This window comes from Streptomyces sp. BBFR25 (assembly GCF_044590125.1).
GTDB lineage: Bacteria > Actinomycetota > Actinomycetes > Streptomycetales > Streptomycetaceae > Streptomyces > Streptomyces canus_D.
Genome location: NZ_CP172447.1, coordinates 7395777 through 7411264 on the forward strand (window position 1 = coordinate 7395777; position 15488 = coordinate 7411264).

Genomic DNA, 15488 nt, shown 5'->3' on the forward strand with positions numbered 1-15488 from the left:
ACCGTATGAGGCGTCGGTGAAAGCCGGATGAGAGGCCCGGTCGCATCCTCGCGCGGGTCGGGCCGACGCCCGCACGCCCCGCGAGGTTGACGGGCGTTTGACCGCACCGCCGCTGATGACGGGCCCGGCGCGTCGTCCGCGCTTTACCGCATGTCACCCGTCACGGCAACCGGTCGGCGGAGCACCCACCACTTGCGCGATCGGAGGGCTAGGCTCAGGCTCTGTACGTCATTCGGGCGACTCGGGGAGGTAGCGGGATGACGGAGGTACGGCGGGTGGGCGCCGTCCCGGCCTCCCTCTGGGAGCGCGACGAGGAAATCGCCACCATCACGCGTGCGGTGGACACCCTGTGCGCGGACCGCTCGTCCCCCGGCGCCCTGCTGGAGGCCCGAGGCGAGGCCGGGGTAGGCAAGACGGCGCTGCTCGCCGAGACCCGCCGCATCGCCGAGGCCCGGGGCTGCACCGTCTGGTCGGCACGCGGCGGCGAGACCCTCAGGTCCGTTCCCTTCAACGTGGTGCGCCAACTGCTCCAGCCCGCCCTGGTGTCCATGCTCCCCGAGGAGGCCCGCGAGTACCTCGGCGACTGGTACGACATCGCCGGTCCCGCCCTCGGCATAGCGGACCCCGGCGAGCGGCAGGCCGACCCGCAGGGCGTGTGCGACGGCCTGGTCGCCGCCGTACGCAGGCTCTCCCGCCGGGAATGGCCGCTGGTGCTGCTGATCGACGACGCGCACTGGGCCGACCAGGAGACCCTGCGCTGGCTCGCCGCGCTCGCCGAACGGCTCGACGAGACCTCCGTCCTGGTCGTCATCGCCCGCCGCCCCGGCGACGTCAGCGGCGACAGCGCCCGTCACCTGGAGGCGGCCACCGCCGTGGGCAGGCCCCTCGCCCCGCTGAACGCCCTCACCCCGGAAGCGACGGCCGGACTCACCCGCGCCACGCTCGGCGACCACGCCGACGCCGCCTTCTGCCGCGAGGTCTGGGCCGTCACCGGCGGCAACCCCTACGAGACCGTCGAACTCCTCGCCAAGGTCCAGGACAGCGAACTGCAACCCGTCGAGGCGGAGGCCGCCGAACTGCGCGCCCTGAACCGCACCGCCCGCGGCGGCGGCCTCGTCGCCCGCCTGGAGCAACTCGGCGTCGACTCCACCCGGTTCGCCTGGGCCGCGGCCATCCTCGGCGGCGGCATCACCGTCGACATGGTGGCCCGGCTCGCCACCCTGGACCGGGCCGACGCCGCCCGCTGCGCCGAACTGCTCAGGGGCGCCCGGATCCTGTCCGTACCCGACGCCACCGCCGGTCAGCCGGGCGCGGGGGAGCTGGAGTTCGTCCACCCGCTGATCGCCACCGCCGTCTACAACTCCATCCCCGACGCCCTGCGCACGGCGATGCACGGCATAGCGGCCCAACTGGTCGCCGACTCCGGGCTCGGCGCGGCCGCCGCCTCCCGGCACCTGCTCAAGGTGCACCCAGACGACGACCAGGAGGTCGTGGCCCAACTGCGCGAGGCCGCCCGCGAGCACCTCGCCGTCGGAGCCCCCGACGCGGCCCGGCGCTGCCTTGAACGGGCCCTGCAGGAACCGCCGTTGCCGGAATCCCACGCCCGCGTGCTGTTCGAGCTGGGCTGCGCCACGCTCCTGACCGCGCCCGCCACCACCATCGGCCACCTGCGCACCGCGCTCGCCATGCCCGGCCTCGAAGGCGAGCAGCGCGTGGACGCCGTCTTCCGGCTCTCCCAGGCCCTCCTCCACAACGACCAGCTGGAGGAGGCCGTCCGCACCGTCGAGGCGGAGGCCGCCCGCAACCCGGACCCCTCGGCGCGGCTGCGCCTCCAGGCCGCCCAGTACATGTGGGAGGGCATCCACGCGGGCGAGACCTCATCGCCCCACCGCTCCGCCCGCCTGGCCGAACTCGCCGCCACCTGCACCGGCCGCGACAACGCCGAGCGCGCCCTGCTCATCCTGCGCGGCTTCGACGCCATGACCCACGGCGAGAGCGCCGAAGAGGTCGTCGAACTGTGCGACCGCGCCCTGGTCAACGGCCGCCTCGCTCCCGGACTCGGCTGGACCGACACCGAGTGGGGCCTGGAACTGCCGATGATGCTGGCCAGTTCCTACGCCTACGCCGACCGGCTCGACCGCGCCGAGGCCCTGTTCACCGAGGCTCTGCGCGCCTACGAGAGCGCGGGCTGGAGCGGCGGCCACCTCTCCCTGGCGCACGCCTACGTCGGTCTCGGCCACCGCAGGAGGGGCCGCCTCAAGGAGGCCGAGCAGTCGCTGCGCGAGTCACTGCGCATCGCCGAGCGCGTCGGCCGCGGCCTGCCGCTGTACTGGTCGGCGATCTGCAACCTGATCGACACCCTGCTCGCCCGCGGCCACGTCGAGGAGGCCCGGACCCTCGCCGACCAGTACGGCTTCGCACCGCCCTACCCGTCGACGATCGTGTTGCCCGACCCCCGCCCGGTGCGCGCTCGGCTGCTGCTCGCCACCGGCCGGACCAAGGAGGCCGTCAACGAACTGGAGGCCGCCGAGAAGGCCGCCGCGGCGCGCGGCCGGCACAACCCGGTGGTCGTCCCCTGGGCGACCGAACTGGCGCGGGCGCTGGCCACCGAGGACCCCGGCCGCGCCGCCCAACTGGCCGCGGACGCCCGCCGCCAGGCCGAGCGCTTCGGCACGGACACGGCGATAGGAGAGGCCCTGCGCTGCGCCGCCGCACTGGAGACCGGCCAGCGCGCGGTCCGGCTGGCCGCCCAGGCCGTCGCCTACCTGGAGGCCTCACCCTGCCAGTACGAGCACGCCGCCGCCCGCGTGGAGTACGGCATCGCGTCCCGCTCGGCGGCCGAGCTGAACCGGGGCCTGGCCCTGGCCGACTCCTGCGGCGCCGACGGCCTCGCGGCCCGCGCCCGCCAGGCCCTGGCAGCGGACCACGCGAGCTGACGCCCCACCCAGACCACGCCGAGCGCGCTCACTCGGCGGCGTCGTCCGTCTCCTCGGCTGGCACCCGCTGGGCCGTGGCGGGCGTAGTGCGTCCCGCAGTGCCGTCAGCGCCGCCTCCGGCCGCTCGGCCGGTGTCAGGTGCGGAGTCCGATCGGATCTGCGTCAGCGACGCGCACCGGCCGGGACACGCAGGCTGACGCCCGCCCAGACCGCGCCGAGCGCGCTCACTCGGCGGCGGCGTCCGTCTCCTCGGCCAGCACCCGCTGGGCCGTCGCGAACGCCGAGTTGGCCGCCGGTACCCCGCAGTACACCGCCGTCTGGAGCAGCACCGCCCCGATCTCGTCCGGCGTCAGTCCGTTGCGCCGTGCCGCCCGCACATGCATGGCCAGCTCCTCGTAGTGGCCGTGCGCGACCAGTGCCGTCAGCGTGACCATGCTGCGCTCGCGGCGCGAGAGCGTCTCGTCGGTCCAGATCTCGCCCCAGGCGTAGCGCGAGATGAAGTCCTGGAAGCGAGCGGTGAACGGCGTCTGCCGCCCCTGCGCCCGGTCCACGTGCGCGTCGCCCAGCACCTCGCGCCGCACCGCCATGCCCCGCCGGGCCCCGCCGTCGAAGTGGGCCCGCAGCGCCGTCAGCACCGCCTCCGGCCGCTCGGCCGGCGCCAGGTGCGAGGCGCCCGGGATCTCCGTCAGCGTCGCGCCCGGCACCGTGTCGGCGATCTCCCGCAGGTGCGCGGGCGGCGTGGCCGGGTCCTCGCGCCCCGCGATCAGCAGCGTCGGCGCGGAGATCTCCCCGAGTCGGTCCCGCAGGTCGAACGCGGCCAGCGCGTCGCAGCACGCCGCGTACGCGCCCGGATCGGCCTCCCGGTGGTCCCGGACCAGCCCCGGCACGGTGAACCCCGGAGTGAACCACCGCGCGTCGGCGCTCTCCGCGAGCCGCCCCAGCCCCTCCTCGCGCACCCGCGCCGCCCGCTCCTCCCACGGCTGCGCGCCGTTGAAGTGCGCCGACGAGCAGATCACCGCCAGGGACGACACCCGCTCCGGACGGTGCACGGCCAGGTGCAGTCCCACCGCGCCGCCCAGGGACACCCCGGCGTAGGCGAACCGCTCCACCCCGAGCGAGTCGGCGAGCGCGAGCACCAGGTCGGCCAGGTCCGCGACGGTGGCGCCGGGCCCGATCAGCTCGGCCGGTGAACCTCCGTGCCCCGGCAGGTCCCAGCGGATCACGCGGTGCCCGATGGACAGTTCGGGCGCCACCTGGTCCCACAGCGCGTACGAGGTGCCCAGCGACGGGCCGAGCAGCAGCGGGGGAGCGGAATCGGGGCCTTCGGACAGGTGGTTGAGGGTGAGGGTCAACGTCGCTCCAGAGCACGGTCGGTGAGGGCGGCGGCGGCCCCCGTGTAGCGGGCGGGGTCGGTCGCGGCGGCCAGGTCGAGTTCCCGCAACTCCGGTACCTGGGCCAGCAGTTCGCCCAGGCTGCGGTCCTCGGCGTAGGCGCGCGCCGCCAGTTCGGTGAGCAGTTCCTTGGCGCGGGCCCGCCCCAGCACCGGCGCCAGTTCGGCCGAGAGCCGCTCCGAGACGATCAGCCCGTGGGTGAGCCCGAGGTGCGCCCGCATCACGTCCGGGCGCACCCGCAGCCCCTCGGCCAGCTCCGCGGCGTCCCGGGCCGCGCCGCCGGTCAGGCGCAGCAGGTCCCGCAGCGGCTCCCACTCGGCGTGCCAGGCCCCGGCCGGCCGCTCGTCCTCGGCGGCCAGCGAGCCGTACAGCGTGGCCGCGAGCTGCGGTGCGCGCCGGGCGGCCGCCGCGATCAGCGTGGACCGCACCGGATTGGCCTTGTGCGGCATCGCCGACGAGCCGCCCCCGCTGCCCTCGGCGACCTCGCCGATCTCGGTGCGGGACAGCGTCAGCACGTCCGCGGCGACCTTCCCTAGCGCCCCCGCGGTGAAGGCGAGGGCGCAGGCCAGGTCGGCGACGGGGGTGCGCAGCGTGTGCCAGGGCAACAGGGGCTCGCGCAGGCCCAGTTCGCGCGCGTAGGCCGCCGGAAGCGCGAGCGGGTCCGTCGCGCCGTACGCCGCGAAGGCGGCCAGGGTTCCCGCCGCACCGCCGAGTTGGGCGGGCAGTGCGTCGCGCACCGCCGTGATCCGGTCCCGTGCGTCCAGCACCAGCGCGCGCCATCCGGCCGCCTTCAGTCCGAAGGCCGTCGGCACGGCGTGCTGGGTGAGCGTCCGGCCCGGCATCGGCGTGTCCCGGTGCTCGGCGGCCAGCCGGGCCAGCGCCCGTTCCGTGCGGGCGAGGTCGGGCAGCAGCAGGTCCAGGGTGCGGGCGGCGACCAGCATCGTCGCCGTGTCCAGGATGTCCTGGCTGGTCGCACCCCGGTGCACATACGGCCCGTACGGCTCGCCGACCGCCCGCGTCAGATCGGCCACCAGGGGGATGACCGGGTTCCCGCCGCCCCGGGCCCGCTCGGCCAGCGAGCGCGCGTCGAAGGCGTCCGGGTCGGCGGCGGCCGCGCCCACCGCGTCCGCCGCCTCGGCCGGGGCGAGCCCCAGCGCGGCCTGGGCACGGGTCAGCGCCGTCTCCGCGTCGAGCAGGGCCCGCAGATACGCGCGGTCACCGGTCGCGGAGGCGGCCGGCGAGCCCGCCCACCCGGGGGCGAGCAGGCCCGTGTCGGCGGCGGCGTCGACCTCGGCGGGGTCGGCAGGTGATGTCACTGGAACTCCAGGAAGACCGTCTCGCCCTCGCCCTGAAGGCGGATGTCGAAACGGTACGTGCCGTGGCCCTCGTCCGCCGCGATCAGCGTGTCGCGGCGCTGGGTCGGCACCCGGGACAGCAGCGGGTCGGCGGCGAGCACGGCCGCTTCGCCCGGCAGGTAGATCCGGGTGAACAGGTGCACCAGCAGCCCGCGCGCGAACACGCACACGCTCACGTACGGCGCGCTCTGCCCGCGTGCCCCGGGCCGCAGCGTCCGCGCGTACCAGTGGCCGTTCGCGTCGGTCTGGATGCGCCCGAAGCCGGTGAACTCCACGCCGTTGCGGCCCAGGAAGCCACCGGAGGCGGGGTCGCGCCGCATCGAGCCGTCGGCGGTCGGCACCCGGCCCTCGGGGTCCGGCCCCCACAGCTCCAGCAGGGCGTCGGGCAGCGGCTCGCCCTCGCCGTCGTACACGTACCCGTGCACGGTGATCGTGTCCGGGTGTCCGGCGGGCGCGATGTCCTCGCCGCCGCGGAAGGGCAGCGCGTACCCGTAGAACGGGCCGACCGTGTGCGAAGGCGTGGGCGGCACGGTCTCCGCGCTGCTGGTGTCGATCCTCGTCATGGCGGGTCAGCGTCCTTCTTCGATCCAGGTGGCGTTCGGGCCGTCCAGCACGATGTCCCAGTGGTAGCCGAGCGAGAACTCCGGCACCGACAGGCTGTGGTCGTACGTCGCGATCAGCCGCTGCCGCGCCGCGTCGTCCGTCACCGACTGCAGGATCGGGTCGTACGGGAACAGCGGGTCGTTCGGGAAGTACATCTGCGTGACCAGGCGCTGGGTGAACGCCGAGCCGAACACGGAGAAGTGGATGTGCGCCGGGCGCCAGGCGTTGACGTGGTTGCGCCACGGGTAGGGGCCGGGCTGCACGGTGGTGAAGCGGTAGAAGCCGTCGTCGTCGGAGAGGGTGCGGCCGACGCCGGTGAAGTTCGGGTCCAGGGGAGCGTCGTGCTGCTCGCGCTGGTGGGCGTAGCGTCCGGCCGAGTTGGCCTGCCAGATCTCCACGAGCTGTCCGCGCACGGGCCTGCCGCTGCGGTCGAGGAGGCGGCCGGAGACGGTGATGCGCTCGCCGACCGGCTCACCGGTGTGCTGCCGGGTCAGGTCGTTGTCGATGCCGGTGATGTCCCGCTCCCCGAAGGCGGGGGAGGACAGCTCCACCAGCTCCGGGTCCTTGGTGACGTCGATGGCGATCGGCGGCTGCTTCGGGTGGCGCAGCACCGAGGAGCGGTACGGGGCGTAGTCGCGGCGCGGGTGGTGCTCGACGGGCGCGCCGTCGGCGACCCGCTTCTCGTAGGCGGCGTGCTCGGCCGCGATCTCCGCGTCGATGTCGTGCTGGGTGAGAGTCATCGTGATTCCCGTGGGTGACGTGGCTAGCGGTCGAGGACGAGGGCGAGGCCCTGGCCGACGCCGATGCAGAGGGTGGCGACGCCGGTGCCGCCGCCCTTGCGGGCGAGCTGGTGGGCGACGGTGCCGGCGAGGCGGGCGCCGGAGGCGCCGAGGGGGTGGCCGAGGGCGATGGCGCCACCCCGCGGGTTGAGGACCGCGGGGTCGAACTTGGGCCACTCGGCGACGCAGCCCAGCACCTGGGCGGCGAAGGCCTCGTTGAGTTCCAGCACGTCCAGGTCGGCGAAGGTCCGTCCGGCCCTGGCCAGCGCCCGGTTCACCGCCTCGACGGGCGCGAGGCCGAAGTACTGCGGGTCGGTCGCCGAGACCCCGGTGGCCGAGACCCGGGCGAGCGGCTCGCGTCCGGTGGCCCGCAGACCCTCCTCGTCGACCAGGAGCAGGGCGGCGGCGCCGTCGTTGAGCGGGGAGGCGTTCCCGGCGGTCACGGTGCCCCCGGTATCGCGGAAGGACGGCCTCAGCCTCCCCATCGCCTCCAGGGAGGCGTCGGCGCGTACGCACTCGTCGGCGGCGAAGTCCACCGGCTCGCCCTTGCGCCGCGGTACGGGTACGGGCGCCAGCTCGGCGTCGAACAGGCCGTCGGCCCGGGCGCGGGCAGCCTTGTGGTGCGAGGCGAGGGCGTACTCGTCCTGCTGCTCGCGGGTGATCCCGTGCTTGTCCGCGATCAGCTCAGCCGACTCGCCGAGCGGGATCGTCCACTGCGGGTCCATCGCCGGGTTGACCATCCGCCAGCCCAGGGTGGTCGAGTACATCTCGGTGTGCCCGGCGGGGAAGGGCCGGTCCGACTTGGGCAGCACGTACGGCGCCCGCGTCATCGACTCCACGCCGCCCGCGAGAGCGACCGAGGCGTCGCCGACGGCGATGGCACGGGCGGCCTGGATCACCGCTTCGAGGCCGGACGCGCACAGCCGGTTCACCGTCACGCCGGGAACGGTGGTGGGCAGGCCGGCCAGGAGGGCGGCCATGCGCGCGACGTTGCGGTTTTCCTCGCCTGCGCCGTTCGCGTTGCCGAAGTACACGTCGTCGATCCGGGACGGGTCCAGGCCGGGGGTGCGGCCGAGGAGTGCACGGATCGCGTGCGCGGCCAGGTCGTCCGGGCGGACGCCCGCCAGGCCGCCGTTGTACTTGCCGAACGGGGTGCGCACCGCGTCGACGATGTAGACGTCCTTCACTTCAGGCCCTCCGGGACGACGAGTTCGGCATCGGTCTTGGCGACGACCTCGTCGACGCTCACTCCCGGCGCGGTCTCCACCAGGACCAGGCCGTCGTCGGTGACGTCGAGGACGCCGAGGTCGGTGATGACGCGGTCGACACAGGCCTTGCCGGTGAGCGGCAGGGCGCATTCCGCAAGGATCTTGGGGGAGCCGTCCTTGGCGGTGTGGGTCATGACCACGATGACGGTGCGGGCGCCGTGGACGAGGTCCATCGCGCCGCCGATCCCGGTGATCATCTTGCCCGGGATCGCCCAGTTCGCGAGGTCGCCGGCGGCGGAGACCTGCATCGCGCCGAGCACCGCCACGTCGATGTGCCCGCCCCGGATCATGCCGAAGGACAGGGCCGAGTCGAAGAAGGCGGCGCCCGGCCGGACCGTGACCGTCTCCTTGCCCGCGTTGATCAGGTCGGGGTCGACCTCGGCCTCGGTGGGGTACCGGCCGGTGCCCAGGATGCCGTTCTCCGACTCCAGGGTGACCTCGACGCCCTCGGGGAGGTAGTTCGGGATCAGGGTGGGCAGGCCGATGCCGAGGTTGACGTACTGGCCGTCCCGCAGCTCCAGCGCGGCCCGCGCGGCCATCTGTTCACGCGTCCATGGCATCAGGAACTCACCGTCCGCTTCTCGATCTTCTTGTCGGTGGCCTGCTCCGCAGTGAGCGCCACCACCCGCTGGACGAAGATCCCCGGCAGGTGCACCGCGTCCGGGTCGATCCCGCCCGGCTCGACCAGCTCCTCCACCTCGGCGACCGTCACCCGTCCGGCCATCGCGGCCAGCGGGTTGAAGTTCCGGGACGACTTCGCGAAGACCAGGTTGCCGTGGCGGTCGCCCTTCGCCGCGCGGACCAGCGCGAAGTCGGTGCGGATGCCGCGCTCCAGCACGTACTGGGTCCCGTCGAACTCGCGGACCTCCTTCGGCGGCGAGGCCAGCGCGACCCCGCCCGAGCCGTCGTACCGCCACGGCAGTCCGCCGTCGGCGACCTGGGTGCCGACCCCGGCGGGGGTGTAGAAGGCGGGTATCCCCGCGCCACCGGCCCGCAGCCGCTCGGCCAGGGTGCCCTGCGGGATCATCTCCACCTCCAGCTCCCCACCGAGGTACTGGCGCGCGAACTCCTTGTTCGCGCCGATGTAGGACCCGGTCACACGGGCGATGCGCCCGGCGGCCAGCAGGACGGCCAGCCCGGAGTCCATCGCCCCGCAGTTGTTGGAGACCACCGACAGCCCGCCGGTCCCGCGCTCGTACAGCGCCTGGATCAGCACGTTCGGCACACCGCTCAGCCCGAAACCGCCCACCGCGAGCGACGCGCCGTCGGGTACGTCGGCCACCGCCGCACCGGCCGTGGCCACCACCTTGTCCATCCGAGAAGCCCCATCTCTTCCGCGCGCCCCGGGAGGAGATAGTCAGGGCACTGAGTATTTAAGCGAGGTGGCCCACACGCTGCCACCGGGCGGCCGGGGCGTCAAGACCCGCAAAGTGCGAGGTAGATCGTATGAGGTGTTCCCCGGCGCTCGTGCTGGGCGCCGTGTATCGTCAGTGCACCGATGAAAGTGACCACGGGAGTGTGCGCATGGCAGCGGTCGATCTGACCACCCACCCCGGCCACCTGGCCAGGCGGCTGCAGCAGGCGCACTACCTGCTGTGGAACACGATGGTCTCGGAGGAGACCACCTCGCCGCAGTACGCCGTCCTCAACGCCCTCGTCGCCGAGCCGGGACTGGACCAGCGCACCGTGGGGGAGAGGGTGGGCCTGGACCGGTCCACCATCGCCGAGGTGGTCAGCCGGCTCGGCCGCCGCGGGCTGCTCGACAAGGTCCGGGACCCGCAGGACGGCCGCCGGTCCCTGCTCCGGCTCACCGACGAGGGGCTGCGCGTGCACCGCAGGCTGGGCGTGCGCATCGCCCGCATGAACCAGGTGTTCCTGGCCCCGCTCGCCCCCGACGAGCAGACGGTGTTCGTCGACCTCGTCCGCCGGGTCGCGGACGCCGCGGAGGGGCTGCGCAACCCGGCGGAGCCGACGGCGGCACCGGGCTGACCGGCGCCGCCGTCGGACGGGCGCGGGCGGCTCAGGAGTCGCCCGCGAAGACCACCCACACCTGGCCCTCGGCGAAGTTCAGCGGATTGCCTTCCCCGGTGGTGAAGGTGGTGCCGTCCGCGGCCGCCCCCCGCTTCCAGGTCGCCTCGTACGCGCGCCCGTCGCGCAGTACCTCGGCCTTCCCGGAGCCCACCGACTCGACGTAGGGCGAGTTGCTGCCGCGGAAGTCGCGGAAGTCCGACTCGCGCACCTTCACGTGCTGCACGACGACCGTGGCCGGGGCCAGCCGCCCGCCGTCGGCCGTGCGGGCCGGGTCGCCGTCCAGGGAGACCAGCCACCGGTCCCGGCTGCCGGACCAGGTGAACGTGAAGCTCGCCGAGGGGTAGCGCACCGTGTGCGAGGACTCCGCCCGGCCGCCCGCGGGGGCCTTGCCGTAGGTGAACCCAGTGGTGAGGGCCGCCTTCCCCGAGGGCTCCGGGAGCAGCTCGCCGGGCCGCAGGTACAGGTTGTGCGGGGCCTGCCGGTCCGCGGCGCGGACGTAGGCGTCGGAGTCCTCGCCCGGCGGCTCCGCGCGCAGGGGCGCCTTGTCGATCAGCGGCAGCAGCTTGCGCTGCGCGCCGGAGAACGCCAGCACCGGCCGGTCGAACTGGCCGAGCAGCTCCAGGTCGGACTCGCGGGCGCTGCGCACCGGCCCCACCGACGCGGGCAGCTCCGTGGCGTAGATCGCCATCAGCCGGCTCAGTCCGGCCTCCACCGGCTCGGCGTAGACGACGTCCGCGGCCTCCAGACCCGACTGCGGGCGGGCCGCGCGCACGTTGTCCACCTTCACGGCGAGCGCGGGGCCGGAGGCGGGGGCCGCGCTGTGCGAGCGCTCCGGTTCCGGCGCCCGCCCGTCGTCCTCACGTCCGGGGCCCGCCGTGCAGCCCGCCGCGGCCAGCGAGACCGCCACCGCCGCCGTCAGCAGGGCGGAATACCGCCCTGCGCGCGTCCCTCGTCGCATCCCGACCATCCGTCCACCCATCCCGTGTCATTGATTGTGCGCTTCTTGAAGCATTTAGTGCCATACCTGACCGAATCCGATACGGCACACGGAACGGGACAGATAATCCGCTGTTCGGCCGAAAAGACCGCCGGGTTCGGCGACGGGAGCCCTGGGGTACCCGGCCGCCACGCAGAACCGACGCGCACGGCGACGGAGGGAGCGCGGGGCGATGAAGGCAGTGACATGGCAGGGCAAGCGGGACGTGCGGGTCGAGGACGTGCCGGACCCGAGGATCGAGGAACCGACCGACGCGGTCATCCGCGTCACCTCGTCCGGACTGTGCGGCTCCGACCTGCACCTCTACGAAGTGCTCACGCCGTTCATGACGCCGGGCGACATCCTCGGCCACGAGCCGATGGGCATCGTGGAGGAGGTCGGTCCGGAGGTGACCAACCTGAGGCCCGGCGACCGGGTCGTGGTCCCGTTCCAGATCGCGTGCGGACACTGCTACATGTGCGACACCGGGCTGCCGACCCAGTGCGAGACCACCCAGGTCACCGGCGAGGGCATGGGCGCCCCGCTCTTCGGCTACACCCGGCTGTACGGCGCGGTGCCCGGCGGGCAGGCCGAGTACCTGCGCGTGCCGCAGGCCCAGTACGGTCCGATCAAGGTGCCCGAGGGCCCGGCCGACGACCGCTTCGTCTATCTCTCCGACGTCCTGCCCACCGCCTGGCAGGCGGTCGCCTACGCGGGCGTCCCGCAGGGCGGCAGCCTCGCCGTACTGGGCCTCGGCCCGATCGGCGACATGGCCTGCCGGATCGCCCGGCTCAAGGGCGTCGAGAAGGTGTTCGGCGTGGACCTCGTGCCCGAGCGGCTGGAGCGGGCCCGCGCCCGGGGCGTGGAGACGTACGACCTGCGGTCCTTCGACAACGAGAAGGAACTCGTCGCCGCGATCCAGGACCGGACGGACGGCCGCGGCCCCGACGCCGTGATCGACGCGGTCGGCACCGAGGCGCACGGCGGCGCGGTGGCCAAGCTGGTGCAGCAGACCGCCGCGGTGATCCCCCGGGCCATCGGCGGTCCCCTGGCGGAGCGGTTCAGCGTCGACCGGCTCGCCGCCCTCTACACCGCGATCGACCTGGTGCGCCGCGGCGGCACCATCTCGCTGTCCGGCGTGTACGGCGGCATGGCCGACCCGATGCCGATGCTCACCCTGTTCGACAAGCAGGTCCAGCTGCGGATGGGCCAGGCCAACGTACGCCGCTGGAGCGACGAGATCGTCCCGTACCTGACCGACCAGGACCCGCTCGGTGTCGACGGCTTCGCCACCCACCGGGTGCCGCTGACGGACGCGCCGCACGCGTACGAGATGTTCCAGAAGAAGCAGGACGGCGCGGTCAAGGTGCTGATGAAGCCGTAGGCGGCGCGGGGCCCACCGGGTCAGGGCCCGCCCAGGATCTCCGCCAGGTCGTACCGGACCGGCTCCTCCAGCTGCGCGTAGGTGCAGCTCTCGGGGGCCCGGTCCGGGCGCCAGCGGCGGAAGCGGGCCGTGTGCCGGAAACGCGCCCCGTTCTCCATGTGGTCGTACGCCACCTCGACGACCCGCTCGGGGCGCAGCGGCACCCAGGACAGGTCCTTCTTGCCGGACCACCGGCTGGGAGCGCCGGGCAGCCGCGCCGACTCGTGGGCGGCCTCCTCGGCCCACCTGGCCCACGGATGACCGCCGGCGTCGTCCATGCGCAGCGGCTCCAGCTCCGCCACCAGTTCGGCCCGGCGCTTCATGGTGAACGCGGCGCACACCCCCACGTGCTGGAGCACACCCCGGTCGTCGTACAGCCCGAGCAGTAGCGAGCCCACCACGGGCCCGCTCTTGTGGAAGCGGTAACCGGCCACCACCACGTCCGCCGTCCGCTCGTGCTTGATCTTGAACATGGCCCGCTCGTCCTGCCGGTAACGCAGGTCCAGCGGCTTGGCGACCACCCCGTCCAGACCGGCCCCCTCATACTGCTCGAACCACTGCCGGGCCACCTCGATGTCGTCCGTCGCCGGCGCCACGTGCACCGGCGGCGTCACCCCGGCCAGCGCCCGCACCAGCAGCGCCCGCCGGTCGGCCAGCCCCACGTCGAGCAGGGACTCGTCGTCCAGCGCCAGCAGGTCGAAGGCCACCAGCGAGGCCGGAGTGCGCTCCGCCAGCGTCCGCACCCGGGAGTCCGCCGGATGGATCCGTTCGGTGAGCGCGTCGAAGTCCAGATGCCCGTCCCGCGCGATCACGATCTCCCCGTCCACCACGCACCGCTCGGGCAACCGCTCCCGCACCGCCGCCACCAACTCCGGAAAGTACCTGGTCAGCGGCTTGCCGGTCCGACTGCCCAGCTCCACCTCGGCCCCGTCCCGAAACACGATGGCCCGAAACCCGTCCCACTTCGCCTCGTAGTGCATCCCCGGCGGAATCTTCACCACGGACTTGGCAAGCATCGGCTTCACGGGCGGCATGATGGGGAGATCCATGGTCCGATTCTGCGCGCCGCCGACGGCATCCCGCCTGTCGAGCGCCGCACCGGGACATCGCCGTCGTCAGGCGAGTGGACGTCTCGTGAGCCTTCATCGGAGGCGACTCTGCCGCCTCGCTCACTCGATCGGGTCGAGCCTGTCGAATCGGCCGGACAGCTCGACACCTTGACGCCACACTTCCTGCACGTCGTCGACGCAAAGGGAGAATCCATGGCCAGCCCCTACCTCAACGCGCCGCTCACACCGGCCCGCCCTCGCATGTACGCGTCGAGCCTGGCCAAGGTGATCTGGACACTGGTTCCGGTCGTCACCCTGGGGCTCGCCGCCGCCGTTCCGTTCGTCGTGGCCGCGGTCAAGGGCGTGGTCAAGCCCTGGTTGGCGGGGGTGTACATCGTCGGGGAGGTCGCCGTCTTCTCCGCCGCCATCGCGATCAGCCCCGACGCCGATGACACCAACCCCGTCCCGGGATTCCTCATGGTCCTGTTGATCATCACCGCTGCCACTCACACCGCGCTCCTCGACAACGACCGGATCAGCGTCGGCAAGTAGACGGCCGACCTCCCGCGCAAGCCGTGGGCTGCGTGCTGTCTGCTCCGTGACGTCCGATATGCGAAGCGAAGGCGGCACGCCTACCGTGGCTCGCATGGCGGAAGCGGTGGAGCTTGAGGTGGGTGGGCGGACCGTGCGGCTGTCCAGTCCGCAGAAGGTGTTCTTCCCGGAGCACGGGTACACCAAGCTGGACGTGGCCCGCTACTACCAGGCCGTCGCCCCCGGCATCCTGCGCGCCCTGCGGGACAGGCCCACCACGCTGCAGCGCTACCCGGACGGCGTCACCGGCGAGTGGTTCTACCAGAAACGCGCGCCCAAGGGCATGCCCGACTGGATTCCTACCGCGCACATCACCTTCCCCAGCGGACGCAGCGCCGACGAGATGTGCCCCACCGAGGAGGCGGCGGTGCTGTGGGCCGCGCAGTACGGCACCCTCACCTTCCACCCCTGGCCGGTGCGCCGCGACGACGTCGACCACCCGGACGAACTGCGCATCGACCTCGATCCGCAGCCCGGCACCGACTACGACGACGCCGCCCGCGCCGCGCACGAACTGCGGGCCGTGCTGGAGGAGTTCGGCGGGCTGCGCGGCTGGCCCAAGACCTCCGGCGGGCGCGGCATCCACGTCTTCGTGCCGATCGAGCCGCGCTGGACCTTCACCCAGGTGCGGCGCGCCGCCATCGCCGTCGGCCGGGAGATGGAACGGCGGATGCCCGAGCGGGTCACCATCAAGTGGTGGAAGGAGGAGCGCGGCGAGCGCATCTTCATCGACTACAACCAGACCGCCCGCGACCGCACCATCGCCTCCGCCTACTCCGTGCGGCCCCGCCCGGGCGCCCCGGTCTCCGCGCCGCTGACCTGGGACGAGGTGGGCGTCGCGCACCCGCAGGACTTCGACATCACGACGATGCCCGCGCGCTTCGCCGAACTCGGCGACGTGCACGCGGGCATGGACGAAACGAGGTACTCCCTCGACGCCCTGCTGGAGCTGGCGACGAAGGACGAGCACGACCACGGGCTCGGTGATCTGCCCTACCCGCCCGAGTATCCGAAGATGCCGGGCGAGCCGAGCCGGGTCCAGCCCAGCCGGGCCAGGAAGAAGGCTCCCGGCCCGGACTGAGCCAC

14 protein-coding genes are annotated in these 15488 nt (G+C 73.4%); 5 read left to right on the forward strand and 9 right to left on the reverse strand.

Annotated elements, in window-relative coordinates; translation table 11 throughout:
* The first annotated feature begins 257 nt into the window (after positions 1-257).
* Positions 258-2936, forward strand: coding sequence for an ATP-binding protein (locus ACGH52_RS33095; protein WP_399944742.1), 2679 nt, complete (start codon positions 258-260; stop codon positions 2934-2936).
* 224 nt (positions 2937-3160) lie between these two features.
* Here the strand turns inward: ACGH52_RS33095 and pcaD are convergent, their stop codons facing one another.
* From pcaD to ACGH52_RS33130, 7 genes are read right to left on the reverse strand one after another with little or no spacing between them, the layout of a single operon-like run.
* Positions 3161-4288, reverse strand: a complete 1128-nt coding sequence (gene pcaD, locus ACGH52_RS33100; protein WP_210974767.1) for a 3-oxoadipate enol-lactonase — start codon at positions 4286-4288, stop codon at positions 3161-3163.
* Positions 4285-5643 carry a 3-carboxy-cis,cis-muconate cycloisomerase gene (pcaB, locus tag ACGH52_RS33105; RefSeq protein ID WP_399944745.1) on the reverse strand — a complete coding sequence of 453 codons (1359 nt, stop codon included), beginning with the start codon at positions 5641-5643 and terminating at the stop codon, positions 4285-4287. Before pcaB ends, pcaD begins: the two co-directional genes overlap by 4 nt.
* Complete coding sequence (pcaG, locus tag ACGH52_RS33110) at positions 5640-6245, reverse strand: protocatechuate 3,4-dioxygenase subunit alpha (protein ID WP_121703250.1); 606 nt, start codon at positions 6243-6245, stop codon at positions 5640-5642. Before pcaG ends, pcaB begins: the two co-directional genes overlap by 4 nt.
* Before the next feature lie 6 nt (positions 6246-6251).
* Positions 6252-7025 carry a protocatechuate 3,4-dioxygenase subunit beta gene (gene pcaH / locus ACGH52_RS33115; RefSeq protein WP_121703251.1) on the reverse strand — a complete coding sequence of 258 codons (774 nt, stop codon included), beginning with the start codon at positions 7023-7025 and terminating at the stop codon, positions 6252-6254.
* Positions 7026-7048: 23 nt separating this feature from the next.
* On the reverse strand, positions 7049-8251 hold the full coding sequence (locus tag ACGH52_RS33120; RefSeq protein WP_399944749.1) for a thiolase family protein: 1203 nt from the start codon (positions 8249-8251) through the stop codon (positions 7049-7051).
* Positions 8248-8892, reverse strand: a complete 645-nt coding sequence (locus ACGH52_RS33125; RefSeq protein WP_076977381.1) for a CoA transferase subunit B — start codon at positions 8890-8892, stop codon at positions 8248-8250. The genes ACGH52_RS33120 and ACGH52_RS33125 overlap by 4 nt, the downstream gene beginning before the upstream one ends.
* Positions 8892-9647: a CoA transferase subunit A gene (locus ACGH52_RS33130; protein ID WP_399944752.1), complete on the reverse strand. Its 756-nt coding sequence runs from the start codon at positions 9645-9647 to the stop codon at positions 8892-8894. The genes ACGH52_RS33125 and ACGH52_RS33130 overlap by 1 nt, the downstream gene beginning before the upstream one ends.
* A gap of 209 nt (positions 9648-9856) precedes the next feature.
* Between ACGH52_RS33130 and ACGH52_RS33135 the strand changes: the two genes are divergently transcribed.
* Positions 9857-10321 (forward strand): MarR family winged helix-turn-helix transcriptional regulator, encoded by a 465-nt coding sequence (locus tag ACGH52_RS33135; RefSeq protein WP_399944755.1) that lies wholly within the window; start codon positions 9857-9859, stop codon positions 10319-10321.
* Between the two features lie 31 nt (positions 10322-10352).
* Here ACGH52_RS33135 and ACGH52_RS33140 read toward each other — a convergent pair whose 3' ends face one another.
* Positions 10353-11321, reverse strand: a complete 969-nt coding sequence (locus ACGH52_RS33140) for a DUF3048 domain-containing protein (RefSeq protein ID WP_399944757.1) — start codon at positions 11319-11321, stop codon at positions 10353-10355.
* Between the two features lie 211 nt (positions 11322-11532).
* On the opposite strand from ACGH52_RS33140, the gene ACGH52_RS33145 reads away from it, so the two are divergent.
* Positions 11533-12723 (forward strand): zinc-dependent alcohol dehydrogenase, encoded by a 1191-nt coding sequence (locus tag ACGH52_RS33145; protein WP_076977384.1) that lies wholly within the window; start codon positions 11533-11535, stop codon positions 12721-12723.
* 20 nt (positions 12724-12743) lie between these two features.
* Here ACGH52_RS33145 and ACGH52_RS33150 read toward each other — a convergent pair whose 3' ends face one another.
* Positions 12744-13811: an ATP-dependent DNA ligase gene (locus ACGH52_RS33150; protein WP_399944761.1), complete on the reverse strand. Its 1068-nt coding sequence runs from the start codon at positions 13809-13811 to the stop codon at positions 12744-12746.
* Positions 13812-14024: 213 nt separating this feature from the next.
* Here ACGH52_RS33150 and ACGH52_RS33155 point away from each other — a divergent pair, with 213 nt between their 5' ends.
* Positions 14025-14363, forward strand: coding sequence for a hypothetical protein (locus ACGH52_RS33155; protein WP_076977386.1), 339 nt, complete (start codon positions 14025-14027; stop codon positions 14361-14363).
* A 94-nt stretch (positions 14364-14457) separates the two neighbouring features.
* The gene (gene ligD / locus ACGH52_RS33160; protein WP_076977387.1) at positions 14458-15483 is read left to right on the forward strand and encodes a non-homologous end-joining DNA ligase; all 1026 of its coding nucleotides are present in this window, start codon (positions 14458-14460) and stop codon (positions 15481-15483) included.
* The last annotated feature ends 5 nt before the right edge of the window (positions 15484-15488 follow it).